Here is a 24805-nt window from a genome sequence, read left to right as displayed (position 1 = left end):
GTTGCCTCATGCTTGATTTGCACGGCTGCGGTGCGGATGTCGCACTTTTCCTTGATTAAGGCTTACAGCATACTCACCTTGACTCATTTCAGATGATCGAAGGATTTATTGATGAACGATACTAACGCGCCCAAGGGCATGCTGACCGTGCGTACGCAGGCAATGCCGAAAGACACCAATTCGGCTGGCGATATTTTCGGCGGCTGGGTTATGGCACAGATGGATACGGCCAGCGGCATCCGTGCTGCAGAGCGCGCCAAGGGCCGTGTCGTCACTGCGGCAGTACGTGAAATGGCTTTCGCCAAGCCGGTGAAAATCGGGGATATTCTATGTGTTTATACCGAGATCACGCGGGTTGGCCGCACGTCGATAACGCTGCGGGTGGAGGCCTGGGCGCAGCGCTATCTTGCGGATGCAATGGATCTCGTGACGCATGGTGAGTTCGTGATGGTAGCGCTCGACAAGAGCGGTCAGCCAACACCAGTTCCTGCTGAGTGAGCAAGTTCGGGAACTGATTCAGCATGCTTCGCTAAGCGGATGAAACAGAATCGAAAAAGCCCGGTTCAACCGGGCTTGTTTTATTACTTGCAAGCGCGATAACCGCTGCGACGTTGCATCAGATCGAAGTGGAAGTGATCGGCATGCTCGCGATTATAGCCGGGGCCGAGTACCGTGGTGAAGTAATCGCAAGCATCGGAACGGACGCTGTTGAGCAGGCCTTTTTCGCGAAAGGCAAAGAAGCCGGGTCTGCGCACGGTGATGCTTTTACCGTTGTTCAGCACGATCTTGGTAACGTCGATGGCATTGCCACGTGAATGCTCAGACATTTTGGCACCACGGCGATGATTCATTGTCCGACATGAGTAACCACCGGCATTGTGAATCGTATTGACGCCGGAGAGGTAGCGCAGGCGTGCCGATGGTTGCAGATCACCTTTGATCCAGCGCGCGAATGCTTCCGTGACCTGACAATTGAGTGTTGCCGCTGGTTTGAAAGCGATTGAACCACTATTGAAGCCGCTGACTTCGATGGGATTATCGATGCGGCAGCTGCCGCTCTGATTGATAGGCGACTTCTCGGTGAAGACAACACCCAGACGCTTCAGGCGTGTCCGACAGGCCGCATCCGAATTGGACATCGCATAAATATTCTCGGCGGTGCTGACCGGGTTTTGAACAGGCGCCGCAAAACCGTAATCGCCGGTATAATGCGGCTGGCTCTGCGTCGTCATCTCATTGGCATTGTTTTCGATTTCTTCGGCCAGTCCAACAACACGCTCTTCGTGTGGCGCATTGACAGAAGCAGCAGGGGCAGAGGCGACAGGGGCCGGTGGCATCATATCGGCATTGCCTATTTCGGCCTGCGGACGTGGTGGACGTTCCCCGGAACAACCGGCAGCCAGGGTCAGCAAGGCAAGAGATGCCGGTATCAGATAGCGATGAAAGCGATTGGACAACGCAACACTCATGTCCCTGCCTTTTATTTTGGAACCTGGCTCAGGCTCATATTAGCCGATAAGCGTAAACGAACAGTCAGTAAGCGCGTTAAGGGCTGTGGCGCAATTAAGGTGATTTTCCGCCCAATCAGTGGTCGTAACTGTGGCGAAATCTTCATGCCTTTTTGCTATTCGTTTCTTGCGGTTTCGGGCCAAGCCGCGACAGTGTCCTCCCGGTCCCCAAAGTTCTTTCCATGTCAGCACTGATGTCGCCGAGTGTTCTGCCGATCCTGCTTTTGATTGGTTCCAATGTTTTCATGACTTTTGCCTGGTATGGGCATCTGAAATTCACCAGCACGCCGCTGATAACGGTTATTTTCATCAGCTGGGGTATTGCGCTGGTTGAATATTGTCTGGCTGTGCCAGCAAATCGGATCGGGCATGAGGTCTATTCAGCGGCACAGCTCAAAACGATGCAGGAAGTCATCACACTTGTGATCTTCAGCCTGTTCTCGATCTTCTATTTGAAAGAAGCTTTCACCTGGAATCATGTGCTTGGCTTTGCATTGATCGCAGGTGGTGCGGCGTTGATTTTCAGAGGTTAATTATTCCGCAGCTGCCGGAATTGGTTCCGCTTTGCGCTTCCAGAACATGGGAACCAGTTCCACTACGAGCATAGCGGCAAACAACAATCCGCAGCCAATGAAGCCGATGAATGTCAGGCGATCCCCCAAGAATATCGCACCAAACAAAGCAGCAAATAAAGCTTCCGATGACAGGAAAATAGCGGCCTGTGCCGATGTGGTGTAGCGCTGGCCGATGGCTTGCAGGGTGAACGCAACGCCTGAGGAAAAGACGCCTGTAAACAGAAGCTCTTTCCATGTAAGGGCGACGATGTTCCAGTTGATGTCTTCGACGGCAAGAGCGATGGCCAGTCCTGCAACAGCAGCGGTGGCAAACTGTATACAGCTAAGCGTGATCGGACGTCCCGCAAGGTTGGCGCGGCTGATCAGTAGGACCTGCATGGCCCAGAAAAGTGCGCCACAAATGACCAGCCAGTCGCCCTGCTTGAGTGCACTTAACGCTCCGCCTGACAGAAGAAAAATACCTGCAAGACATGCAACCGCACTTGGCCAAACGACTGGATGGGGCCAGCTACGGAAAATGATGACACCCAGCACCGGCACCATCACGACGTAAAGTCCGGTGAGAAAGCCAGCATTGGTGACTGATGTTGTGATCAACCCGATCTGTTGCAGGGCAAGGCCGGTAAACAGGGTGGCTCCCACAAGCATGAAGAAGAGATAGTTCGGGCTTTGAAGCTTGTGCGGTGAGCGCCTGGCTTCCGCAATAGAGAACGGCAAAACGGTGAGCGCTGCGATGGCGGAACGCACGCCGATAAACAGGAATGGTCCGATGCTCGCCATAGCCGTGGACTGCGCCACAAAGCCCATGCCCCATATGACGCCGGCCAGAAGGAGGAGTAAATTCGCCTGTACGCGCGTCATTGTTGCTTCGTCCCCAAGAAAAATGCCCGCAATGACTTGGATCATTTTTCCGGGGTGGCCATGCTATAGAAAATATCACGCGGGATCGGCAAGACATTACTTTAAATATGACATGTTAGTAGGTTGATATTTTGAATCTTATGGAGCGGGCTATGGTTTTTCGGAAATTTGCACTCGGAGCAATTTTGCTCACAGGAGGGGCAACGATTTTGTTGCTTTCAGACACTGGCATATCGCAGGCCGCCTACAAGCTGATCCGGGATACTTCTGTTCTATGCGACTTTGCTCAGAACTGCACATTAAGTCTCACGCCGGTTGCAAGTGAGGGTGCACCAGCATTTGGTATATACAGGAGTCGCGCGATCGGGGCGAAGCCGGAAATGCAGCTTTCCTATATCGATCCGTCTAAGGTTTCTGGGAAACTGGAACTGTCCGTCGACGGAAAGTCAGTGCTGGTGGTGGAAGCATCAGCTGCATCGCTCAAGGACGATCGGCTTAATTATGGCGACGCGGCTGCCGTTACCAAACTGATTGATGCCATGAAGAATGGCCGGAAATTGCAACTCAAGTTCGCGGGGCAAACATCGAATTACTCGCTTTCCGGATTTGTTGGCGGTTTGATCTATGCCGATGAGCAGCAATCGCGCGCTGGCACGGTCGATGCATTGCAGGCAAAGGGTGACAAGCCTGCACCGCTGTCATCGGAGGTGAAAATCATTGCTTCAGTCGATCAGGTGCCGGAGCAGATTCGCAAGGACTTCACTGAAGAAAATGGTTTGTGCGGGACATCCAGTGGAAATTCTTTCGGCACCGGCGGGGGCTTTGATGCGAAAATCGCAGACGGCCTTCACCTGATCGGAATGCCGTGCGGCTCGCCGGGGGCTTATAATCAGCCCTACGTATTTTACAGCCAATATGAGAATCAGGTGGTTCCGGTTTCACTGCCAACGATTTCGGATGATGGTCCAACCGTTACTGATCAGGCATGGAACATTGACTGGTCGCAGCAGAACAAGACGCTGATGGCGTTTTTCAAGGGGAGGGGCCTGGGCGATTGTGGCACCTATGATGTCTGGAAAGCCACGGATGCGGGCGAAGGACACGTGCGGTTTGTGCTTGTGCAAGAGCGCGTCAAGGACGACTGCGATGGCAATTACGATGGCGGTCCTGAGAAATGGCCTGCGAACTGGCCCATTCAGGCAAAATAGAAATGGTATACTGCAGAATTAACAGGCTTAAATTTTTCTTCGTGAAATGATTGATGAAAATGCTATAGTTACAGCAACATCACTTTGAACGGTTCCGAAGCATGTGTTTCGGCGACCGTTTTCTTTTTGTGTTCCGGCAGGCGTTTTGATCTTCCGGACGGGTGTCCTGGGCCAATTGTGGAGCAGGATCAGGCGGGCAATCAAACTGCCGTCGCGCTCATCCTGGAGGGAAGCGCGGCGGGCGATGGAAAGGACTGGACTGGGTATGGAAAAGTTCCCTATGACCCCTCGCGGTTTCGAAAATCTCAAGGAAGAACTCCGCACGCGTCAGCAAAGTGAACGTCCGCGGATCATTGAGGCAATTGCTGAAGCGCGTGCGCATGGCGATCTTTCGGAAAACGCAGAATATCACGCTGCCAAGGAAGCCCAGAGCTTGAATGAAGGACGAATCAATGAGCTGGAAGAGCTGGTTGGTCGTGCCGAAGTCATTGATGTAACGAAGCTTTCCGGTGACAAGATCAAGTTTGGTGCAACCGTCACGCTGATCGATGAAGATACCGAAGAAGAGAAAATCTATCAGATCGTTGGCGATCAGGAAGCCGACGTGAAGGAAGGTCGTATTTCGATTTCTTCGCCAATCGCACGCGCGCTGATTGGTAAGGGCGAAGGCGATACCATTGAGGTCAATGCACCTGGCGGTTCGCGTTCATACGAGATTCTCGGTCTCAAGTTCGTTTGAGACGAAACGTGCCAATTCCCGTTGAACAGGTTGAAGTCGTAGCGCCTAATTTCAAGCGCCGCCTTTCCGGTGTGACTTCGACTATCGTGCAGCTAATCCCTTTGCAGCGAGCAAAGGGATTAGGAATTGCAACAATGGGGCCTGGGCTGCCTGAAACTCTGCCGCATCTCGGCTGGAGTGCTGTTCTCTCATTCTGGAAAAAGCCTGCCAAACGACGTTTCCGTATCTGGCATGCACGCCGGAATATCGAAATGCTTGCAGGTATTTTCATGCGCGATGTATTGCGCATGAAGTTGCGGCTGGTGTTCACTTCTGCCGCGCAACGTCACCACAAGCCCTTCACCAAATGGCTGATCCGCCGCATGAATGCAGTGATTGCAACGAGTGGCCGTTCGGGCAGCTTTCTCGAGGTTCCGCATCAGGTCATCATGCATGGCGTGGATCTTGAGCGGTTTCATCCGCCCGTTGGCGAAGAAGACCGGTTCAGCGCATCGGGCCTGCCCGGGAAATATGCTATTGGCTGTTTTGGGCGTGTGCGTCATTCCAAAGGCACTGATCTGTTTGTTGATGCGATGATTGCGCTTTTGCCGAAATATCCGGAATGGACGGCAATCATCACTGGACGCACGACTGCCGAACACCAGTCGTTTGAAGATGATTTGAAGGCACGTATTGCTGCCGCCGGATTACAGGATCGTATCCGTATTCTTGGCGAAGTGCCGGACGTTCGTATCTGGTATCGACGTCTCACGCTCTATGTCGCGCCTTCGCGCAATGAAGGCTTCGGCCTCACGCCATTGGAAGCCATGGCTTCAAAAACTGCTGTCGTTGCAAGCGATGCCGGTGCCTATGCCGAAATGATCGTGGAAGGCACAGGTCGTTTTGTTGCAGCTGGCGATGGCGACGCATTACGCAATGCAATAGAGCCTTACCTGGCTGATCCTGCCCTGGCCCAACGCGATGGCGAAAACGCGCTTGAATATGTTCGCGATGCTTTCCCACTTGAAAAAGAAGCTGCAGCAATCAGCGCAATTTACGAGCGAGTCTTCGGCCGCTAACTCTCCGTTCAAAACAAAAAGAGCGATCGCGCATGAACGCAACCGCTCTGATTTTTTATTTTTGCGCATTATCCTGCGCAAAGCCGGTTCCCATTTTTGGGCGACATGCTTTAATTCACTGAATTAGAGGATCATCAGCGGTTCGTCCTTCACTGGACGAATGGTCAGGGCTGTACGTACCGAATCCACATTGGGAGCGGCGGTCAGCTCTTCAATGACGAAAGTCTGGAAGGTGTTGAGGTCGCGTGCAACGCAATGGAGCAGGAAATCGGACTCGCCCGATACCATCCATGCGCGACGCACCAGCGGCCATTGCTTGGATTTCTCGGCGAAAGCCTTGAGATCGGCATCGGCCTGCCGGTGTAGACCGACCGAACAGAATGCGACGAGATCTTGTCCAAGGGAATTGCCATTGAGAATGGCGCGATAGCCACGAATGACGCCGCTTTCTTCCAGCTTACGCACACGACGCAGGCAGGGAGGAGCAGAGATGCCGACACGTTCGGCAAGCTCAACATTGGTGATGCGCCCGTTATTCTGGAGCTCCCGAAGGATTTTCCAATCGATTTCGTCCAGATCAGCCTTGATCGGCATGCAAAACTCCGCGCGCAATGAAATTTCATTCAGGCGTAATTATAAAACACTCAGCGCCGTTATAGCGCAATCTAATCCTGCTCATACCAAAAGAGACGACAGGATGTAAACTGCCTAAAGCGTTGTTAGCGCATCCAGAAAGTGCGTGTGAACAGGATAAATACGGTTACGAGCTCAAGACGTCCGACCAGCATGAGAAACGAAAGCACCCAAAGTGCGGAGTCGTGAATGGTGGAAAAGTTGCCGACGGGGCCGATTGTGTCACCAAGGCCGGGGCCAATATTGGAGAGTGCGGTCAGCGCGCCGGTGAAGGCTGATATGAAGTCGAGGCCGAGTGACGCAAGCAGCACCGCGCCTATAATGAGTGAGGCGCAGTAGAGAAACAGGTAGAGAAGAACGTTCTGGGCGATTTCGCCGGATACTTCCGAACTACCGTAACGGATCTTGATGACGGCATGCGGCATGATGAGCCGGGCAAGATTGGCGCGCGTCAGGCTCCAGAGGATAATCAGGCGGTTCATCTTGATGCCGCCTGATGTCGAGCCAGCGCAGCCACCCAGAAATGATGCAAGAAAGAAAATTCCAATCGCGGGCGGTCCCCACAAAGAATAGTCTTCAGTGGCGTAGCCTGTTGTCGTCATGACCGAAACAAAATGAAACGAGGCTGAGATCAGCGCGTCACCGAAAGGCACGTTGGACCCGAGCCGCAGGACCACCGCGAGTGCAAAGCTGAAGCCGATCACAATCGTGAAGAACAGTTTCACCTGCGGATCGACAAGTGATTCTGTGCGACGTGGCATGAAGGCCTTGATATAGAGTACGAAGGGCAGGGCCGAGAGGGCCATGAAGATCGTGGACACTATGAGCAGTTTACGGTTGCCTTCATAGAAGCCCAGCGAACTGTCATGCGTGGAAAAGCCTGCTGTCGCGATTGTCGTGAAGCCGTGGTTGATGGCGTCGAACATGCTCATGCCAGCAACAAAATAAGCAATGATACAGGCAGCAGTCAGACTGAGATAAGCCAGCACGATGCCGAGCGCGATCTGATTCATGCGTGGGAGGATTTTTTCCGACTTGTCGGAATTCTCCATGTGAAAGAGCGCAAGTCCGCCCGCACGCAAGGATGGCAGCATCAGCAGGGCCAAGCCGATAAAGCCGATACCCCCGATCCAGCAAAGAAGCGAACGCCATAGAAGAATGCCACGTTGCATGTTGTCGAGCCCGGTCAGCGCGGTGGCGCCAGTGGACGTGACGCCCGACATGGCCTCAAAGAATGCGGCCGCATAACTGATTGGCAGGTGCGAAAAATAGAGCGGGATCGAGCCCAGAAAACTGGCTGTGAGCCACAGGCATGTGGTCAGCAGGAAACCAAGGCGCGGGGTGAAGCGCGTGTTCTGGCTTTGGGTGGCAAACAGGATCAGAGCCGACAATGCACCGGTCGCCGCTGCAGAACGCACAAAAATAAGCCAGTCGTCGCTGCCATCGCGCAAGTCGATAGCCGCAGGCAACAGCATTGCTACAGCCATGACGAGGCCGAAACGCGCACAGATATTAGCAACGGTCTTATATATGGCCTTCGGCTCCAGCGATTTTGAAAGCTGCTTTGTTGTGCTGTGTTTAACGCGGGAACTTGCCTGCCGCAATGTGGGTATGCCGCATCATCGTGTTGAATGGCGACAAGCTGTGGCTAAAGCGCAGCAAATGTTGCTCCAACCTTGCAAACAGCCGATCGCAGACCTACCTTGGCCACAATATCAGGACATTGGCAAAGCCGAACGCGAAGGCGATTCTGGTGAGCTGGAAGTCCACTATTTAAATCGATTTTTGGACCGGAGAACTATCCTCATGTCACAGCGTCATGCGCCCGTTATTGTAATCGGCTCTGGTCCGGCAGGCTATACGGCGGCGATTTATGCTGCGCGCGCGATGCTCAAGCCGATCATCATTACTGGTTTGCAGCAGGGCGGTCAGTTGATGATCACGACCGATGTGGAAAACTATCCGGGTTATGCCGAGCCAGTGCAGGGGCCATGGATGATGGACCAGATGGCGACACAGGCTCAGAATGTCGGTGCTGAAATTCTTTATGACATCATCACGGAAGTGGATACGGCGTCGCGCCCTTTCCGCCTGATCGGTGATTCCGGCACGATCTATACCTGTGACGCCTTGATTATCGCGACTGGCGCTCAGGCCAAGTGGCTTGGTCTTGAAAGCGAACAGACATTCATGGGCGGCGGTGTTTCGGCTTGTGCGACCTGTGATGGCTTTTTCTATCGCGGCAAGGATGTGGTCGTTGTCGGCGGCGGTAACACAGCCGTCGAAGAGGCACTCTATCTGTCGCATATCGCCAAGAGCGTGACGGTCGTGCATCGCCGTGAAGGTTTCCGTGCTGAGAAGATCATGCAGGATCGGCTCATGTCGCGTGAAAATGTCAAGGTTATCTGGAACAGCGTCATTGATGAAATCGTCGGCACCGAAGCCAAGCCTCCGATGGGTGCGACGGTAACAGGTGTTCGTCTCAAGAATATTGTGACGGGTGAATTGAGCGAGCATGAAACCCATGGGGTCTTCATCGCCATTGGCCACGCACCTGCAGTTTCGTTGTTCGAGGGCAAGCTCAAGCAGAAGCCAAATGGTTATCTCTGGACTGCGCCCGATTCGACCGCTACCGACGTGCCGGGCATCTTTGCCGCTGGTGACGTTACAGACGATATTTACCGGCAGGCCGTGACTGCTGCTGGTATGGGCTGCATGGCGGCGCTCGAATCCGAGCGCTGGTTGGCTGCACAGGAACCGCTGCACGAAGCTGCGGAGTAACGAGAGGGGGAGAAGGTGGTCGCACCGCTCGACTGGGACAAACTGCGCATTTTCCATGCTGCTGCGGAAGCCGGGTCCTTCACCCATGCCGCACAGACATTGCATCTGTCGCAATCGGCTATTTCGCGACAGGTCAGCGCACTGGAGCAGGATGTTGGTGTCCCGCTGTTTCACCGTCATGCACGCGGTCTGATCCTGACCGAGCAGGGCGAAACGCTTTATCGCACTGCGCATGACGTGCTGATGAAGCTCGAGAACGTTCGCTCGAAGCTTGCCGAGAGCAAGGAAAAGCCGACAGGCCGTCTTCGCGTGACGACGACTGTTGGTCTTGGCTCCGGCTGGCTGATCGAGCGGATTCAGGAATTTGTCGAGCTTTATCCCGATATCCAGCTCCAGCTGATCCTCGACAATGAGGAGCTGGACCTGACGATGCGCCATGCGGATTGTGCCATCCGGTTGCGGCAGCCGCAGCAGCCAGACCTGATTCAGCGTCGGCTGTTCACAGTGCATATGCATGTCTATGCGTCGGCTGGTTATGTTTCAAAATATGGCAAGCTGAATTCGATCGATGAGATCGATCAGCATCGTGTCGTGACTTTCGGTGAACCGGCGCCAAGCTATCTGACAGGCCTGAACTGGCTGGAGATTGCCGGGCGCGCCGATGGCAGTACACGCATTCCGGCGTTGCAGGTGAACAATCTGTTGTCGATCCGTCGCGCTGTGCAGCGTGGCGTCGGCATCGCCGTTCTGCCCGATTATATGGCCGACAAGGAATCCGGTCTGGTGCAACTTCTGCCGGAACTGGAAGAAATACCGTCCTTCGATACTTTCTTCTGCTATCCGGAAGCCTTGAAGAACTCCGCGAAACTGCATGCCTTCCGTGACTTCCTGTTCTCGAAGGCCCGCAACTGGACTTATTGATCGTATATTATTGTTCGTAAAAAAAAGGCCGCGCTGATCGCCAGCGCGGCCCTTTTTGCTTATGGCGATGGCTGGTTACTTGCGTGGCAGCAGGCGCTGGACTTCCTTGGAGGCATCGGCAAGGGCGTCTTCCGGCGTGGCGGATTGCTCAACGACGCGCGAAAGATTGTCCACGATGGTCTGCGTCACCTTCACGCCGTTCGAACCCGGGAAGGCATACCACGGGATCATCAGCGACATCTGGCTGAGACCGGCTTTGAACAGCGGATTTTCCGCGTAGAATTTGCCGAGATAATCGTCGGACTTTGCAGCCAGTTCGTTGTTCGGCACATAGCCGGTGCCGGGAACGACGACGGAAGCGCCGTAAGGTCCAGCGGCGAACTTGGCGAATTTCCATGCCGCATCCTGCTTTGCCTGATCTTCTGTCAGGATGACGACTGCGTTGCCACCGGTTGGCAGGCGACCCTTTTCAGCATTGATAAGAGGGATTTTGGCAGTGCGCAGATCGAATTTGTCGCCGACATTCTTGATCGTGTTGCGCAGCGCGCCAGTCGTCTGGAACGAGAAGCCGACCTTGCCAGCAGCGAAAGCCTGCTCACCCGCTGCCTTGGTCAGAACCGGCATGCCGCCTTCCTTCACCATGCGGTCGACCAGCTTGAAGGCTTCGAGCCCTTCCGGTCCATCGAAGGCGACCTTCTTCTCGTCTTCGGTCAGCATGGTGCCGCCTGCGCCGAACAGAAGCGCCGAGAACATCCAGTCATCGCCCTGCCAGCGGAAATCAATGCCTTCATTGCCGTTGCCAAGCGCCTTGATCTTGCCGCCGAGCTCGATCACTGCATCCCAGGTGGTTGGAGGCGTGTCGGGATTGCCGCCTGCAGCCTTCAGAAGATCGGCATTGTAATACATGATTGGGTTGGAGGTCGCGAAAGCAAGACCAACCTGACGGTCGCCGACACGGGCGAGGCTCAACAGATGATCAGTGAAGCCTTGTGCTTCCATGTCGGTTTCTTTTTCGACCAGCGGCTTCATGTCGACGCCGATATTGCGTTCCGCGAGGACGCGCAGGCGGTTCAAACCGGTGAAGGTGATATCCGGCATTTCCGACGTTCCGGCCTGACGCATGATCGTCTGAATGCCTTCTTCGTAGGTTGCCGAGGGGCTGACGAAGTTGATCTTGATATCCGGATTTTCTGCCATGAACTTTCCAGAGATGTCAGCCATGACATCCTTGAAAAAGCCTGGCATCGGATAGTGCACGTTCAGCGTCGTTTCGGCAAAGGCGGGCGAGCCGAGGCCTGTTGCCATAGCCAGAGCGGCGAGTGCACTGGAAAAGCGTTTCATGTTTGAACTCCTGTGGAGGATGGGAGGGAAGAATTCAGCCCTTGAGGCCGGTGAGGGTGATGCCTTCGATGAAGCGGCGTTGGGCGGCAAGAAACGCAAGCAGCAGCGGCAGCGTGATGATGAGGGTTGCCGCCATCAATGCCCCGTAATCGTCGCCTGCTTCCGCAGCGCGGAAATAGAGGAGACCCAATGGCGGCGTGGCGCGCTCCATGCCGTTGATAACGATCAGCGGCCAGAACAGATCGTTCCAGTGCGCAACTACCGAGAAGATCGAGAAGGCGGTGATGGCGGGCCAGGCATTGGGTACGATCACCCGCATGACGATGCCTGCCTCTGACATGCCGTCGAGACGCGCGGCGCTGATGAGATCATCCGGCATGGCGCGGAAGAATTGCAGAAACAGGAATATGCCGAAGACCGAGATGAAGAACGGAGCACTGAGAGCAAAATAGCTGTTGAGCACGCCGAGCTGATTGAAACCTACGTAGAAGGGCAATGCGGTGGCATGGATCGGCACGAGCAGGCCGAGCATGACCATCATCATCATAGTACGCTGGCCGCGGAAATTGAGCTTTGCCATGGCATAGGCGCAGGGAATGGCGATCACGACCTGAATGACCAGAATGAGCGCGCAGACGACTATGCCGTTGAACAGCAAAAGCCCCATCGGCACACGGCTGAATGCCTTGGCAAGATTATCCAGGAGTGCCCAGTTGTGCGGGATCAGCGACAGGGAGGACGAGAAAATATCCTGCTGCGATTTTGCTGCCGTCGACAGCATGAAGATATAGGGCGCGAGAAAAAGCAGGGCACCCAGTGAAAGAATGCCAAGACGGAAAGAACGAGCCAATGTCATCCGGGTTTCCTCAGTAATGGGTGCGACGGTCCAGCACGCGGAACTGCAACATCATCAGGATCACGAGAACCGCGAGAAAGATCACCGTCATTGCTGAGGCATAGCCGACCCGCAGATAGACGAAGCCTTCCTGATAGATGGTCCAGAGCAGGACTTCCGATGCCTTGTTCGGGCCGCCTTCGGTCAGCGTCTTGACCGTCTCAAACACCTTCACGGCATTGATGATGCTGATCGTCGTGACGAAAAGCGTGGTGGGTCCGAGCAGGGGCCACGTGACCAGCCGGAAGCGTTCCCAGCTGCTTTTCACGCCGTCCACTTCGGCAGCCGAATAGAGCTCTCGCGGAATGGCGGTGAGCCCGGCTAGAAACAGCACCATGTTGAAGCCGACGCTCTGCCATACGCCGATCATCGCAAGGCTGGTCAGAACCGTGTCACTGGAACCAAGCCAATTAGGACCGGCAATGCCGATCATGCCCAGCATGGTGTTGACGGGGCCGAGTGTAGGATGCAGCAGATATTGCCAGACAGTTGCCATGGCGACGAGGAGCGAAGCGACCGGCAGGAAATAGACCGTGCGGAAGAAGGATTTGCCGCGAACTTCACCTTCGATGAGGAGGGCCACGCCGAGGCCGAGAAAGACGGAGGCCGGTGCCACGATCGCGGTATAGATGGCGGTGTTCTTCAGCGAGACCAGAAACGTTCGGTCGCTGAAGAGTTCGGCATAGTTTTCCAGCCCGATGAATTCGAAACCGTCATAGCCAAGCTCGAAATTGGTCAGGCTCCAGAAGATCACAGCAGCGGTTGGCAGCAGGATGAGGAGTACAGTCAGAAAAATCGCCGGGGAGGCGAGTTTCCACGCAAGACGTTCTTCGCGGCGGCGGGCTTCATCAGCCGCCGTGCGTGCGCTGGTGGCCACAGGGCCGGATAGCGTAAAATCAGACATGAGCGGCAGCCTTTGCCGGCGATGCAGGTTTGACGATGTTCCCGGCGGGCTGGCGCAGGCGCAAACCATCTTCTCCGAAGAGGTGGGCGTGGCTGGCATCGAAATGCAGGCCCACCGGCAGGCCGACGACAATGTCACGGGCTTGTTCGGGTGTGAGCTTCACAGTGAGATCTTGTGAGGCGCCGGGAGCCTTGAGATAGACCAGTACTTCCGAACCGAGAAATTCGATCCGCGATACCGTGCCCGCAATGCCTGTCTTGTCATGCGGCTTGAGCTGAAAATGCTCAGGACGAATGCCGATGCGGATATTGGTACCGGAATGGGCGGCGACGCCCTGCAGGATGGGGCGACCGGCAAAATGCACCATGCCGTTATCGCTGACCAATGCTTCCAGAATATTGATGCGCGGCGTGCCGATGAACTGTGCGACCTCGATATGGCGCGGATCGTTATAGATTGCGGTTGGCGTGTCGATCTGCAGCAGTTTACCGCCCATCATCACTGCAACACGGTCGGCCATGCTGAGCGCTTCGGCCTGATCGTGGGTCACATAGATAGTCGGGACACCGGCGCGGCGATGCAATTCGACGATTTCCGCACGGGTGTGAACACGCAGATTGGCATCGAGGTTCGACAGTGGTTCATCCATCAGGAATGCACCGGGCTGGCGGACGAGCGCGCGGGCAAGGGCCACGCGCTGGCGCTGGCCGCCGGACATCTGGCCCGGCTTGCGGTCGAGCAGATGGTCGATCTTGAGGCTTGTTGCGGTTGCCCTGACCTGCTTCTGGATGGCGGCGCGCTTCCTGCGCTGGCCGGGAACGAAAGTGCCGATCATTGGCAGGCGTTCCACGGCGGTCAGATCACGCATTGCAAGCGGCACCGCGATGTTCTGCGCTGTCGTCAGGTGGGGATAGAGCGCGTAGGACTGGAACACCATGGCGATGTTGCGGTCGGCAGGGTGAGCGCCCGTTATGTTACGTCCTGCCAACTCCACGCTTCCTTCGTCCGCATGGTCGAGACCGGCCAGAATACGCAGCAATGTGCTCTTGCCGCAGCCCGACGGGCCAACGAGGGCTATGAATTCGCCTTCTGCTGCTTCGATGGAAATGCCATCGAGAATACGATTGCCCCCGTAGGATTTGCCGATGTCGCGAAGGACGAGCGTGCTCACTGGCTTGCCTCCTCAGCGACTTTCTCGCCGTCACCAGCATGGTGCGGATAGACTTCATGCACCACGTCATCGATGACATAGGGCGTTAGCTCATCGATGCGGACGATGCTGCTTGTGGCGACTTCATCGAGATCGTGAATGGCGGCCCCGAGAATGCGCTCGCCAGGGAGATCGCGTTCCATTGGCCCAACGATGAAGGCAGCGGCAGGCGCCCAGATATAGTTCGTGCCGAAGGCGGCGCCCGACCAGGCCCGGTGCAGGTGGCCGCTGGCATGAAGCTGCACGTTATACTGAGCGAAGAGATCATAAAGACGTTGGCGCGGGGCAGGGCGAATGCCCCAGTAGCCGCTGTCGCCTTCATCCGGATCGTCCACGAAGAGCGGCTTGTGGGCGAAGACGGCGACGGGCTTGCCATCGCTGTTCTTCAATTCGTCTTCGAGCCACTGGAACTGTTCTGCTTCTTCGGCTTCACCGGAGCCGATGACGAGACTGTTGAGGCCGATGATGCGCCAGTTGCCGAAATTTTCCGCCCAGCGGTCCGGACCGATATGACGACGCCAGCGCATCAGGCGCTGCGGATTGACCGGCTGGTGGCTCTCGGGAAGATGGCCGATATCGTGATTGCCCGGAAGACTGAGAACACGCGCCGGAAGCTCGTTCAGGCAGGTGCGGCAGAACAGAAGGTCAGCCTCTACGTCTGCGCCATCGACGGTCAGGTCACCGGTGTGAATGACGAGATCGGGCTTTTGCTGATCGATCCAGGCAACCAGCGGCTCCCAGTTGCGATTGAAGTGCGGCTTGATAGGGCTGAGGTGGGTATCTGTAATCTGAACGATCCGCAAGATGGCGCTCCTTCATAAGTAAGGGGTGCGCGCAGCGCGTGCCATTTTGGGCATTCATCGGGGATAGCTGCGGCCTGGTGAGGGCTTCTATGCCTCTTCTGTGACAGGTTCGATGCAACGCGGTGATAGTTTAATGACAGCCCCCATGAATGTTGCAGAAGGAAGTGATTTGCTGTTTTTACAGGCAAGGCGAGCTTGCGTTTGCCTGCGGTTTAGGCTGTTTTTATATCGCTGATATAGAATTTTGGTTCAGTGAAATATGTTTAGTGGGTTGAAATTATTAGTGTTTTTCTGATTTTCGAGCTATGCATAAAACGCATAGCTGTATTGCTATAAAGTTGCATTGCAAAAACAATGAGCACGAGGCATATAAGGATCATCTCAGCGCTGCGTTTCCTCCTCCCATTTGCGCAGGCTGAGTGTTCCCCTCTGGAGGTTTGCCTCAAAGGCACCTTCAAAACTCAAAGCCAGACATTTGTCTGGCTTTTTTTTTGGCTTTTTGCCAAGCCGCCTCTTTTTCTCAGAAATGCAGAAACGAAAAAGGGGCCTTTCGGCCCCTTCGTCATTCAATGTCTGAGCTGTTTAACGCAAGCTTGCACAGAAGCGCTGAATGCGTGAGCAGGCTTCTTCAAGCAGTTCATCAGATGTCGCATAGGAAATGCGGAAGTTTGGTCCAAGACCGAAAGCCGAGCCGTGAACCACGGCGACGCCTTCAGCTTCAAGCAGTTCGGTGACGAAATCTTCGTCGGTCTCGATGACTTTGCCCGCTTCCGTTTTCTTGCCGATGAGGCCAGCGCATGACGGATAAACGTAGAACGCACCTTCAGGTGTCGGGCAGTGAATGCCTTTAGCCTGATTGAGCATAGATACAACCAGATCGCGACGGGCCTGGAAGATTTCCTTGTTCTTCGGGATGAAGTCCTGTGTGCCGTTCAGTGCTTCGACTGCGGCCCACTGAGCGATGGAGCAGGCGCCCGAGGTCTGCTGACCCTGCACCATATCCATGGCCTTGATGAGCTGCAGCGGTCCTGCCGCATAGCCGATACGCCAGCCGGTCATGGCATAGGCCTTCGACACGCCGTTCATGGTGAGCGTGCGATCGTAAAGCGAAGGTTCGACCTGAGCAGGCGTTGTGAAGACGAAGTCGCCATAGACCAGATGCTCATACATGTCGTCGGTCAGGATCCAGACCTGCGGATGACGAACGAGAACTTCGGTCAAAGCCTTCAGTTCTGCTTCGGTATAAGCCGAGCCGGTTGGGTTCGATGGCGAGTTGAAAATGAGCCACTTGGTTTTCGGCGTGATCGCCTTTTCAAGATCAGCAGCGGTGAGCTTGAAATTGTCTTCGATCTTCGTATTGACGAAAACCGGGGTGCCGCCGTTGATCGCTACCATTTCCGGGTAGCTGACCCAATATGGAGCGGGGACGATCACTTCATCGCCGGGGTTCAGCGTCGCCATGAAGGCGTTGAACAATATCTGCTTGCCGCCAGTGCCGACGATGACCTGTTCCGGCTTGTAGTCGAGACCGTTTTCACGCTTGAACTTGGCAACGATGGCCTGACGCAGTTCAGGAATACCGGCAACGGGCGTGTACTTGGTTTCGCCGCGATTGATCGCGTCGATAGCGGCCTGCTTGATATTGTCTGGAGTGTCGAAATCGGGCTCGCCCGCTCCGAGACCGATCACGTCCTTGCCCTTAGCTTTCAGTTCACGTGCTTTCTGGCTGACTGCAATGGTCGCAGATGGCTTTACACGAGAAAGGGCGTCGGCGAGAAATGCCATGATAGATCTCCATAGATGGCAGGATCAGATAACCGGCACCGGGCGCGGTCCGGTTTTGCGGACTTTCTATGTCGCATTGGCGCACGAATCGCAACAAAAGCTTTGCAGTTTCGCTAGAAATTCCGGTTTCTCGCGAGAATGTGTTGCTCAAAAGTTCTGATCCATCAATGCCGCGAACATATTGTTTCAATGAAACTGATTGGACAGTTTTCGCTCTGATGGACATGTTATACCGGTACAGGAGAAGCGGATGCTCACAATCTATTCACAGCCTGATTCCGGAAACTGCTATAAGCCCCGGCTTTTGCTCGCCAAACTGGGAAAGACGTTTAAGCACGTCACTGTTTCTTCGCTCGACGGTTCGACGCGAACGCCCGAATATCTGGCGAAAAATCCGAATGGTAAAGTTCCTCTGCTGGAACTTGATGATGGCCGGTTCATTGCCGAATCGAATGCGATGCTTCTCTACCTGGCCGAGAATACGCGCTATCTGCCGAAAGACGCCTATGAACGGGCGCTTGTTTATCAATGGCTGTTCTTCGAGCAATATAGTCATGAGCCCTATATCGCTGTGCGTCGTGCCTTGATGGTCTATCCGGAGCGTGCACGTGATGCGACGCCTGAACGTCTTGCATCGACGCTTGTGGGTGGCGACAAGGCGCTTGGTGTCATGGAAGAGCAGCTGAAAAAGACACCTTTTCTGGTTGGTGATAGTCTGACGGTGGCTGATATTGCTCTTTATGCTTATACGCATGAGGCCCATCGGGGCGGCTTCAACATGGAGCACTATCCGGCGGTCAATGCGTGGCTTGCTCGTGTGGCTGCGGATGAGGGCCACGTCTCGCTGGACTGGTTGCCTTGATCAAAATTTTATTGCGCATATCACTATCGGAAAGCCGGTTCCCGCTTATCCGCGAAATATTCCTGATAAAGAAAAAGGCGGGGTATTGCCCCGCCTTTCGTTTGCCTAATCGGCAAAAATTACGCTGCGACGAGGTTGTCGGCAGACGAACGGCCCGAACGACGGTCCTGTACGATTTCGTACGAAACCTTCTGGCCTTCATCAAGCGTGGCCAGACCAGCGCGCTGAACAGCGGAAATGTGGACGAATACGTCCGTGCCGCCCTGATCAGGCTGAATGAAGCCGAAGCCCTTGGTCGTGTTGAACCACTTAACTGTTCCCGTAGCCATGGGAAATTCCTTTGTAACATTAGTAGTCGTTAGTCCGTATGCTTCGCACACGTCCCTGTGAATCGAATTTATGGACAGGAGATCGTCAGGAAGCACGGCAGGCCGGGCGGGTCGCAAAGTCACTTGACCGAAAAATCGATGACAAGACTATATGCGACAAATTTGACCAACACAAGACAGGCTGTGCTATCTCTAAAGGCCTATTTTTGTAATGCTTTTCCCCATTCCCAGGCCAATGCGTGCACTTGCTTCTATCAAAGGCAGCCAGAACAATTTGAAAAGAATTGGTTTGTTTCCGTCACAGGGAACCATTTCATAGTGGTGCTATTGATCGGAAAATTTGCCATCCAACGGCAGATGAAAGCAGTGACGACGATGTGTCTCTGTGTGGGTAGGCTCGATATATTCGTAGGTCACGCTTTCAAGACTACGCATGCCGGAGGTTTTGAGGATGCCGGTCTCTTCGTGAAACTCGCGATAGGCTGCAGCTTGGATTGCTTCGCCCTCATCGACCGTTCCACCCGGAACCTGAAGCGGCATGTCTGGATTTTCCGGCTCGCTGAAGACCAGAAGCTTGTCGTTCCATGTGGCGTAAATCAGAACTTTATCAATTGCTTTGGTCAATGCAGTCATTGGAAGCCTTCGCGCAATCTACACTTTGTACTATCGTGACAGGATCAGGGCTCACGCAAAAGTTCCAAAATATTGCTATAGAGCGCAATCGGAATTGGTTAAGAACAACGCGATAAAAGCTGGATTTTTTCCGCAACGTTTCACATCTGCCACAAACGATTTTGATGAGGAAAGACTTGGTGTCGAAGTCAAAGCAGGAAAAGCCGCAGGGGCGCGATAGCGCTAATCAGAAAGCTGATCGTGGCACGCAGGACGGCAGCGATCTCTTTTCGCAAGCACGCATGATGATGAGCGCCTTCTGGGTATCGCCGGTTCGCAATCAGTTGATTGCGCTGGGAACTGGTATCTTCGTTCTGATTGTTTTGATCGCCGTGGGGCAGGTTGCAATCAATCGCTGGAACGTACCGTTCTATAATGCTTTGTCCGATCGCAATTTGGGCGACTTCTTTCATCAACTTCTGATCTTTTTTGTTATCGCCGGATCGGTCCTTCTTCTGAATGTGTCGCAAACCTGGCTGAATCAGATGTTCAAACTGAAGCTGCGAGAAGGGCTGGCGCGCGATCTGGTGGGTGAATGGTTGCAGCCGAGGCGAGCGTTCCGTCTTGCGAAGGCTGGCGAAATTGGCATCAATCCGGATCAACGACTGCATGAGGACGCACGCCATCTTGCCGAGACCACGAGCGATCTGGGCATTAATCTGCTGCAATCCACAGTCATTCTCGTCAGCTTCGTTGGCGTCCTGTGGTCCCTGTCGAGTGGCTTTGTATTTCACCTTTGGGGGTATAGCTTTTCCATACCGGGCTATATGGTTTGGGCGGCGGTTTTTTATGCGGGTTCGGCGTCGCTGCTGTCATGGTTTGTCGGCCGCAGCCTTGTTAATCACAATGCCAACCGTTACGCGCGGGAGGCTGACTTCCGCTTCTCATTAATGCGGGTGAATGAGCACATCGATGCTGTCACACTGGCACGTGGTGAGGCTGATGAACGCCGCAGGCTGGATATTGATCTTGACGCAGTGCTGGTTGCTATCAAGCGCATTGTCATTGCGACGACCAATCTGACATGGGTCACGGCCGGCTATGGCTGGTTCACCATTGTCGCCCCGATCCTTGTTGCGGCGCCGGTCTATTTTTCGGGCGGGCTGACATTTGGCGGTTTGATGATGGCCGTCGGCGCTTTCACGCAGGTTCATAATTCGCTGCGCTGGTTTGTCGATAATTTTGGCGCGATTGCCGATTGGCGCGCAACGCTGCTGCGCGTGGCGAGCTTTCGACAAGCGATATTGCGCATGGATGAAATTGGTCACATCGATCGCCAGATAGTTCTGGAAACAAACGAGGACGAGCGGCTGACGATCGATGCCCTGTCTATTGCTGTGCCTGATGGGTGCCTCAATCTGGTTGAGACGCACGCCAGCATCAACCCCGGTGAACGCCTGTTTGTGACTGGCGCGACGGAAACCGAACGGAGCCGGTTTTTCCGCGCGCTTGGTGGCTTGTGGCCTTGGGGGAGCGGGCGGATCGGATTGCCTGCTGGAGATCGTGTGGTGTTCATTCCGCATGCGCCCTATATCCCGCCCGGCAATCTCCATGATGCGGTGGTCTATCCTTTGAATGCCGCTGATTTCTCAAAAAATCAGGTGGCGGACGTGTTGAAACTCGCAGGATTGGAGCGGCTGACACCGCAAATCGACCGTATCCTGCGATGGGATCGCACGCTGACCGAGGATGAACAACAGAGCCTCGCTCTGGCCCGGCTTGTGCTGCAAAACCCAAGCTGGATCGTGATTGATGGTACGCTGGATGGTATGGATGAAGAGGCGCGAAAGCGCGCTTATGCCATTCTGACAGGTCCGTTAAAGGAGGCCGCCGTCATCCATATCGGCAAAGGCTTGGGCCATAATGGTCTGTTCACGCGGCAATTGCATCTGGAAATGGACTTGCAGGCGGATCCGCTTCGGTTGCCCCATCAAGCGGAAGCAGCGGAATAAGAGCCGCCTATATAACACCTATCAAAACAAAAGGCCGCAGATTGTTTTCTGCGGCCTTTTCCATTCTCGTGTAATGCGTTGCTTTTGCGCATTATCCTACGCAAAACCGCTTCGCACTTTTCGGAAAGCGCTTTAATCGCGGAAGTAATCCTGAAGTGGACGAACCTCCAGCGATCCTGCCTTAAGCGCCGCAATAGCCTCAGCCGCGGCTTCGGCACCGGCCATCGTCGTATAGTAAGGCAGCTTCTGCATCAGCGTTGCACGACGGATCGACTTGGAATCGGAGACTGCGCTTGCGCTGTCGGTCGTGTTGAAGACGAGATGAATCTGGCGATTGCGGATCGCATCTTCGACATGTGGACGACCTTCGATGACCTTATTGATCTTGGTCGATTCCACACCATTCGCTTCAAGGAACTGTTGTGTTCCACCTGTCGCCATGACCTTGAAGCCGATGCTGACCAGTTTGCGGACCGCACCGAGTACGCGTTCCTTGTCTTCGTCACGGACGGATACGAAAACCGTGCCTTCGCGTGGCAGTTCAACGCCTGCGCCGAGCTGCGCCTTTGCGAAGGCGAGAGCGTAGTCGTAGTCGAGGCCCATGACTTCGCCGGTTGAGCGCATTTCCGGTCCAAGCAATGTGTCAACGCCGGGGAAGCGGGCGAATGGGAACACAGCTTCCTTGACCGCAATATGTGGGCGGGAAGGCGTCTTCGGCTTGCCGCCATAGGCACCGAGTGCGGCTTCCAGACTTTCGCCAGCCATGATGCGGGCTGCGACCTTGGCAATCGGCGTGCCGACCGTCTTGGCGACGAATGGAACCGTACGCGATGCGCGTGGATTGACTTCAAGGATGAAGATTTCGTCGTCCTTGATGGCAAATTGCACATTCATCAAGCCACCGACATTGAGTGCCTTAGCAAGCAATGCTGTCTGGCGCTCGAGCTCGGCCACGATTTCAGGCGAAAGCGTATGAACCGGCAGCGAGCAGGCACTGTCGCCAGAGTGAATGCCAGCTTCTTCGATATGCTCCATGATGCCGGAAACATAGCTTTCCTTACCATCACAAAGGCAGTCGACATCCACTTCAATTGCCTGTGTCAGATAGGTATCGAACAGGAGCGGGTTCTTGCCGAGCAGCGTGTTGATCTGGCCGGTCTTGTCGTTCGGATACTTGGCCTTGATGTCTTCCGGCACCAGTTCCGGAACGGTGTCGAGCAGATAGTTCTGCAGCGAGCGTTCGTCATGGATGATCTGCATGGCGCGACCACCCAGAACATAGGATGGGCGCACGACAAGCGGGAAACCAAGGTCTGCTGCAATCAGGCGTGCCTGTTCAACCGAATAGGCGATGCCATTCTTTGGCTGGTTGAGGCCGAGCTTGATCAGCAGCTTCTGGAAGCGATCACGATCTTCTGCAAGGTCGATAGCGTCCGGCGAAGTACCGAGGATCGGAATGCCAGCCTTTTCAAGCGCATTGGCGAGCTTGAGCGGTGTCTGGCCGCCGAACTGAACGATGACGCCGTGCAGCGTGCCCTTTTCCTGCTCAACGCGCAGGATTTCCAGTACGTCTTCTGCAGTCAGCGGCTCGAAATAGAGGCGGTCGGACGTGTCATAATCAGTTGAAACCGTTTCCGGGTTGCAGTTGATCATGATGGCTTCATAGTCAGCATCATTGAGCGCGAAGGCCGCATGGCAGCAGCAATAATCGAACTCGATGCCCTGACCGATACGGTTTGGACCGCCGCCGAGAATGACGACCTTCTTGCGATCCGATACTTCGGCTTCCGAGCGCGGCTGACCGACGAATGGCGTTTCATAGGTCGAGTACATGTATGCGGTCGGCGATGCGAATTCGGCAGCGCAAGTATCAATGCGCTTATAGACCGGATGAACGTCGAGCTTGCTACGCAGCTTTGCGACATCTTCAGCATCTTTGCCGATCAGGCTCGCAAGACGCGCGTCGGAAAAGCCCATGGCTTTCAGCATGCGCAGGTTTTCAGCGTCCTGCGGCAGGCCATGTTCGCGAATGCGCTCTTCGGTCTTTACGATGGCTTCGATCTGTTCGAGGAACCAAGGATCAATCTTGGATGCATCATGAACCTGTTCTGTGGTCAGGCCAAGGCGCATTGCCTGTGCGACCATGCGCAAGCGATCTGGCGTCGGTGTGCCGATGGCAGCGCGGATTGCGTTCTTTTCGTCGCCGTCATCGATACCCGGAATGGCGATTTCGTCGAGACCCGTCAGGCCGGTTTCGAGACCGCGGAGCGCCTTCTGCAAGCTTTCCTGGAAAGTACGGCCAATGGCCATGACTTCACCGACCGATTTCATGGCAGTGGTCAGGATCGGCGAGGAGCCAGGAAATTTCTCGAAGGCGAAACGTGGGATCTTGGTGACGACATAGTCGATCGATGGCTCGAACGAGGCAGGCGTTGCACCGCCGGTGATGTCGTTGTCGAGTTCGTCCAGCGTATAACCGACAGCAAGCTTGGCGGCGACCTTGGCAATCGGGAAGCCAGTTGCCTTGGAAGCAAGCGCCGAAGAACGCGACACACGTGGGTTCATTTCAATCACGATCATACGGCCATTGGCCGGGTTGATCGCGAACTGCACGTTGGAGCCGCCGGTTTCAACGCCGATCTCGCGCAGCACCGCAATCGAGGCGTTACGCATGATCTGGTATTCTTTGTCGGTCAACGTCAGTGCAGGCGCAACGGTGATACTGTCGCCGGTATGCACGCCCATCGGATCGAGGTTTTCGATCGAGCAGATGATGATGCAGTTGTCCGCCTTGTCGCGGACGACTTCCATTTCATACTCTTTCCAACCCAGAACCGATTCTTCGATCAGAACTTCGGTCGTTGGCGATGCATCCAGACCGCGTTCGATGATTTCAAAGAATTCCTGGCGGTTATAGGCAATGCCACCGCCAGTGCCGCCGAGTGTGAAGCTCGGACGGATGATGGCAGGCAGGCCAACGACATCCATTGCTTGCGCAGCCTTGGCAAGCGCGTGGCTCATGTAGCGTTGCTTGCGTTCGACTTCGCCGAGCTGCCATTCGGTTTCGAGCTTGTCGAGTGCCTTATCCAGATCGTCGCCAGAATATTGCGCCTTCACTTCGTTACGCTTGGTTTCGTGGCGCTTGCGATCTTCTTCCTTGATCTCGGTCGCATTGGCGAGCATCGAAGTCGGTGTATCGAGGCCGATCTTTTCCATGGCTTCACGGAAGAGTGCGCGATCTTCTGCCTTGTCGATGGCTTCTGCATTGGCGCCGATCATCTCGACATTATAGCGCTCCAGCACGCCCATGCGGCGCAGAGACAATGCGGTGTTCAGTGCGGTCTGGCCGCCCATGGTCGGCAACAGCGCATCAGGGCGTTCCTTGGCAATGATCTTGGCGACAACTTCAGGCGTGATCGGTTCGATATAAGTCGCATCTGCCAGATCTGGATCGGTCATGATCGTCGCTGGATTGGAGTTGACGAGGATGATGCGGTAGCCTTCCTCTTTCAACGCCTTACAAGCCTGCGTGCCCGAGTAATCGAACTCGCAAGCCTGGCCGATAACAATGGGGCCCGCGCCGATAATCAGGATCGATTTGATATCTGTACGTTTCGGCATGGGGGCGTTTTCCTTGTTCTTAGCCTGCCAGAAAAGCCCGCACGGTTTACCGGCGGGTTGGCAGAGAGAAATTCTGTGGGCTAAGCTGGCCTTATAGGCAATGATGGTACAAAGCGGAACCCCACAAATGCCCTTATTTAAAAGAAA

The 24805-nt window shown here is 54.9% G+C and carries 21 protein-coding genes and 2 pseudogenes; 9 read left to right on the top strand and 14 right to left on the bottom strand.

Annotation, left to right across the window (positions count from 1 at the left end):
• The first annotated feature begins 111 nt into the window (after window positions 1-111).
• Window positions 112-498: an acyl-CoA thioesterase gene (locus tag CEV33_RS08400; protein ID WP_094540027.1), complete on the top strand. Its 387-nt coding sequence runs from the start codon at window positions 112-114 to the stop codon at window positions 496-498.
• Between the two features lie 83 nt (window positions 499-581).
• Here CEV33_RS08400 and CEV33_RS08395 read toward each other — a convergent pair whose 3' ends face one another.
• Window positions 582-1469 carry an extensin-like domain-containing protein gene (locus CEV33_RS08395; protein ID WP_094540025.1) on the bottom strand — a complete coding sequence of 296 codons (888 nt, stop codon included), beginning with the start codon at window positions 1467-1469 and terminating at the stop codon, window positions 582-584.
• 221 nt (window positions 1470-1690) lie between these two features.
• Here CEV33_RS08395 and CEV33_RS08390 point away from each other — a divergent pair, with 221 nt between their 5' ends.
• Entirely contained in the window at window positions 1691-2041 is a 351-nt protein-coding gene (locus CEV33_RS08390) for a DMT family protein (protein ID WP_094540023.1), read from the top strand.
• Here the strand turns inward: CEV33_RS08390 and CEV33_RS08385 are convergent, their stop codons facing one another.
• A complete protein-coding gene (locus tag CEV33_RS08385) occupies window positions 2042-2944 on the bottom strand; it encodes a DMT family transporter (RefSeq protein ID WP_094540266.1) in 903 nt (300 codons plus the stop codon).
• Between the two features lie 152 nt (window positions 2945-3096).
• Here CEV33_RS08385 and CEV33_RS08380 point away from each other — a divergent pair, with 152 nt between their 5' ends.
• The 3 genes from CEV33_RS08380 (at window position 3097) to CEV33_RS08370 (ending at window position 5949) form a co-directional block, all read left to right on the top strand.
• Window positions 3097-4152 carry a DUF1176 domain-containing protein gene (locus tag CEV33_RS08380; protein ID WP_094540021.1) on the top strand — a complete coding sequence of 352 codons (1056 nt, stop codon included), beginning with the start codon at window positions 3097-3099 and terminating at the stop codon, window positions 4150-4152.
• A 265-nt stretch (window positions 4153-4417) separates the two neighbouring features.
• A complete protein-coding gene (greA, locus tag CEV33_RS08375; RefSeq protein WP_094540020.1) occupies window positions 4418-4891 on the top strand; it encodes a transcription elongation factor GreA in 474 nt (157 codons plus the stop codon).
• 8 nt (window positions 4892-4899) lie between these two features.
• Window positions 4900-5949: a glycosyltransferase family 4 protein gene (locus tag CEV33_RS08370; protein ID WP_094540018.1), complete on the top strand. Its 1050-nt coding sequence runs from the start codon at window positions 4900-4902 to the stop codon at window positions 5947-5949.
• Between the two features lie 123 nt (window positions 5950-6072).
• Here the strand turns inward: CEV33_RS08370 and CEV33_RS08365 are convergent, their stop codons facing one another.
• Both CEV33_RS08365 and CEV33_RS08360 read right to left on the bottom strand, forming a co-directional pair.
• Entirely contained in the window at window positions 6073-6543 is a 471-nt protein-coding gene (locus CEV33_RS08365) for an Lrp/AsnC family transcriptional regulator (protein WP_010659649.1), read from the bottom strand.
• Window positions 6544-6668: 125 nt separating this feature from the next.
• Complete coding sequence (locus CEV33_RS08360) at window positions 6669-8069, bottom strand: TrkH family potassium uptake protein (protein WP_094540265.1); 1401 nt, start codon at window positions 8067-8069, stop codon at window positions 6669-6671.
• 319 nt (window positions 8070-8388) lie between these two features.
• On the opposite strand from CEV33_RS08360, the gene trxB reads away from it, so the two are divergent.
• The gene (gene trxB / locus CEV33_RS08355; protein ID WP_094540016.1) at window positions 8389-9363 is read left to right on the top strand and encodes a thioredoxin-disulfide reductase; all 975 of its coding nucleotides are present in this window, start codon (window positions 8389-8391) and stop codon (window positions 9361-9363) included.
• Window positions 9364-9378: 15 nt separating this feature from the next.
• The gene (locus tag CEV33_RS08350) at window positions 9379-10284 is read left to right on the top strand and encodes a LysR family transcriptional regulator (RefSeq protein ID WP_010659652.1); all 906 of its coding nucleotides are present in this window, start codon (window positions 9379-9381) and stop codon (window positions 10282-10284) included.
• 75 nt (window positions 10285-10359) lie between these two features.
• Here CEV33_RS08350 and CEV33_RS08345 read toward each other — a convergent pair whose 3' ends face one another.
• The 7 genes and pseudogenes from CEV33_RS08345 to CEV33_RS08315 all read right to left on the bottom strand — a co-directional run bounded on the left by CEV33_RS08345 (window position 10360) and on the right by CEV33_RS08315 (window position 17222).
• Complete coding sequence (locus tag CEV33_RS08345; protein WP_094540015.1) at window positions 10360-11625, bottom strand: ABC transporter substrate-binding protein; 1266 nt, start codon at window positions 11623-11625, stop codon at window positions 10360-10362.
• 34 nt (window positions 11626-11659) lie between these two features.
• A complete protein-coding gene (locus CEV33_RS08340; RefSeq protein WP_094540013.1) occupies window positions 11660-12481 on the bottom strand; it encodes a carbohydrate ABC transporter permease in 822 nt (273 codons plus the stop codon).
• Window positions 12482-12491: 10 nt separating this feature from the next.
• A complete protein-coding gene (locus CEV33_RS08335; protein ID WP_094540012.1) occupies window positions 12492-13424 on the bottom strand; it encodes a carbohydrate ABC transporter permease in 933 nt (310 codons plus the stop codon).
• Complete coding sequence (locus tag CEV33_RS08330; RefSeq protein WP_094540010.1) at window positions 13417-14595, bottom strand: ABC transporter ATP-binding protein; 1179 nt, start codon at window positions 14593-14595, stop codon at window positions 13417-13419. The genes CEV33_RS08335 and CEV33_RS08330 overlap by 8 nt, the downstream gene beginning before the upstream one ends.
• Window positions 14592-15437 carry a metallophosphoesterase family protein gene (locus CEV33_RS08325; RefSeq protein ID WP_094540008.1) on the bottom strand — a complete coding sequence of 282 codons (846 nt, stop codon included), beginning with the start codon at window positions 15435-15437 and terminating at the stop codon, window positions 14592-14594. Before CEV33_RS08325 ends, CEV33_RS08330 begins: the two co-directional genes overlap by 4 nt.
• A 376-nt stretch (window positions 15438-15813) precedes the next feature.
• Window positions 15814-16003 (bottom strand): annotated as a pseudogene (locus CEV33_RS08320) (hypothetical protein).
• A gap of 16 nt (window positions 16004-16019) precedes the next feature.
• Entirely contained in the window at window positions 16020-17222 is a 1203-nt protein-coding gene (locus CEV33_RS08315) for a pyridoxal phosphate-dependent aminotransferase (protein WP_024899468.1), read from the bottom strand.
• 250 nt (window positions 17223-17472) lie between these two features.
• Here CEV33_RS08315 and CEV33_RS08310 point away from each other — a divergent pair, with 250 nt between their 5' ends.
• Window positions 17473-18084, top strand: coding sequence for a glutathione S-transferase family protein (locus CEV33_RS08310; protein WP_094540007.1), 612 nt, complete (start codon window positions 17473-17475; stop codon window positions 18082-18084).
• Window positions 18085-18203: 119 nt separating this feature from the next.
• On the opposite strand, the gene CEV33_RS08305 is transcribed toward CEV33_RS08310, so the two are convergent.
• Together CEV33_RS08305 and CEV33_RS08300 are read right to left on the bottom strand one after the other, a co-directional pair.
• Window positions 18204-18413, bottom strand: coding sequence for a cold-shock protein (locus CEV33_RS08305; protein WP_006471898.1), 210 nt, complete (start codon window positions 18411-18413; stop codon window positions 18204-18206).
• 192 nt (window positions 18414-18605) lie between these two features.
• Window positions 18606-19046: pseudogene (locus CEV33_RS08300) on the bottom strand (NUDIX hydrolase).
• Window positions 19047-19210: 164 nt separating this feature from the next.
• On the opposite strand from CEV33_RS08300, the gene CEV33_RS08295 reads away from it, so the two are divergent.
• Window positions 19211-21037 carry an ABC transporter ATP-binding protein/permease gene (locus CEV33_RS08295; RefSeq protein WP_374816753.1) on the top strand — a complete coding sequence of 609 codons (1827 nt, stop codon included), beginning with the start codon at window positions 19211-19213 and terminating at the stop codon, window positions 21035-21037.
• Window positions 21038-21169: 132 nt separating this feature from the next.
• On the opposite strand, the gene carB is transcribed toward CEV33_RS08295, so the two are convergent.
• A complete protein-coding gene (carB, locus tag CEV33_RS08290; RefSeq protein ID WP_094540005.1) occupies window positions 21170-24658 on the bottom strand; it encodes a carbamoyl-phosphate synthase large subunit in 3489 nt (1162 codons plus the stop codon).
• Between the last annotated feature and the right edge of the window lie 147 nt (window positions 24659-24805).

It is taken from the genome of Brucella grignonensis (assembly GCF_002252505.1).
GTDB lineage: Bacteria > Pseudomonadota > Alphaproteobacteria > Rhizobiales > Rhizobiaceae > Brucella > Brucella grignonensis.
This window is presented reverse-complemented; position numbering and strand designations above follow the sequence as displayed.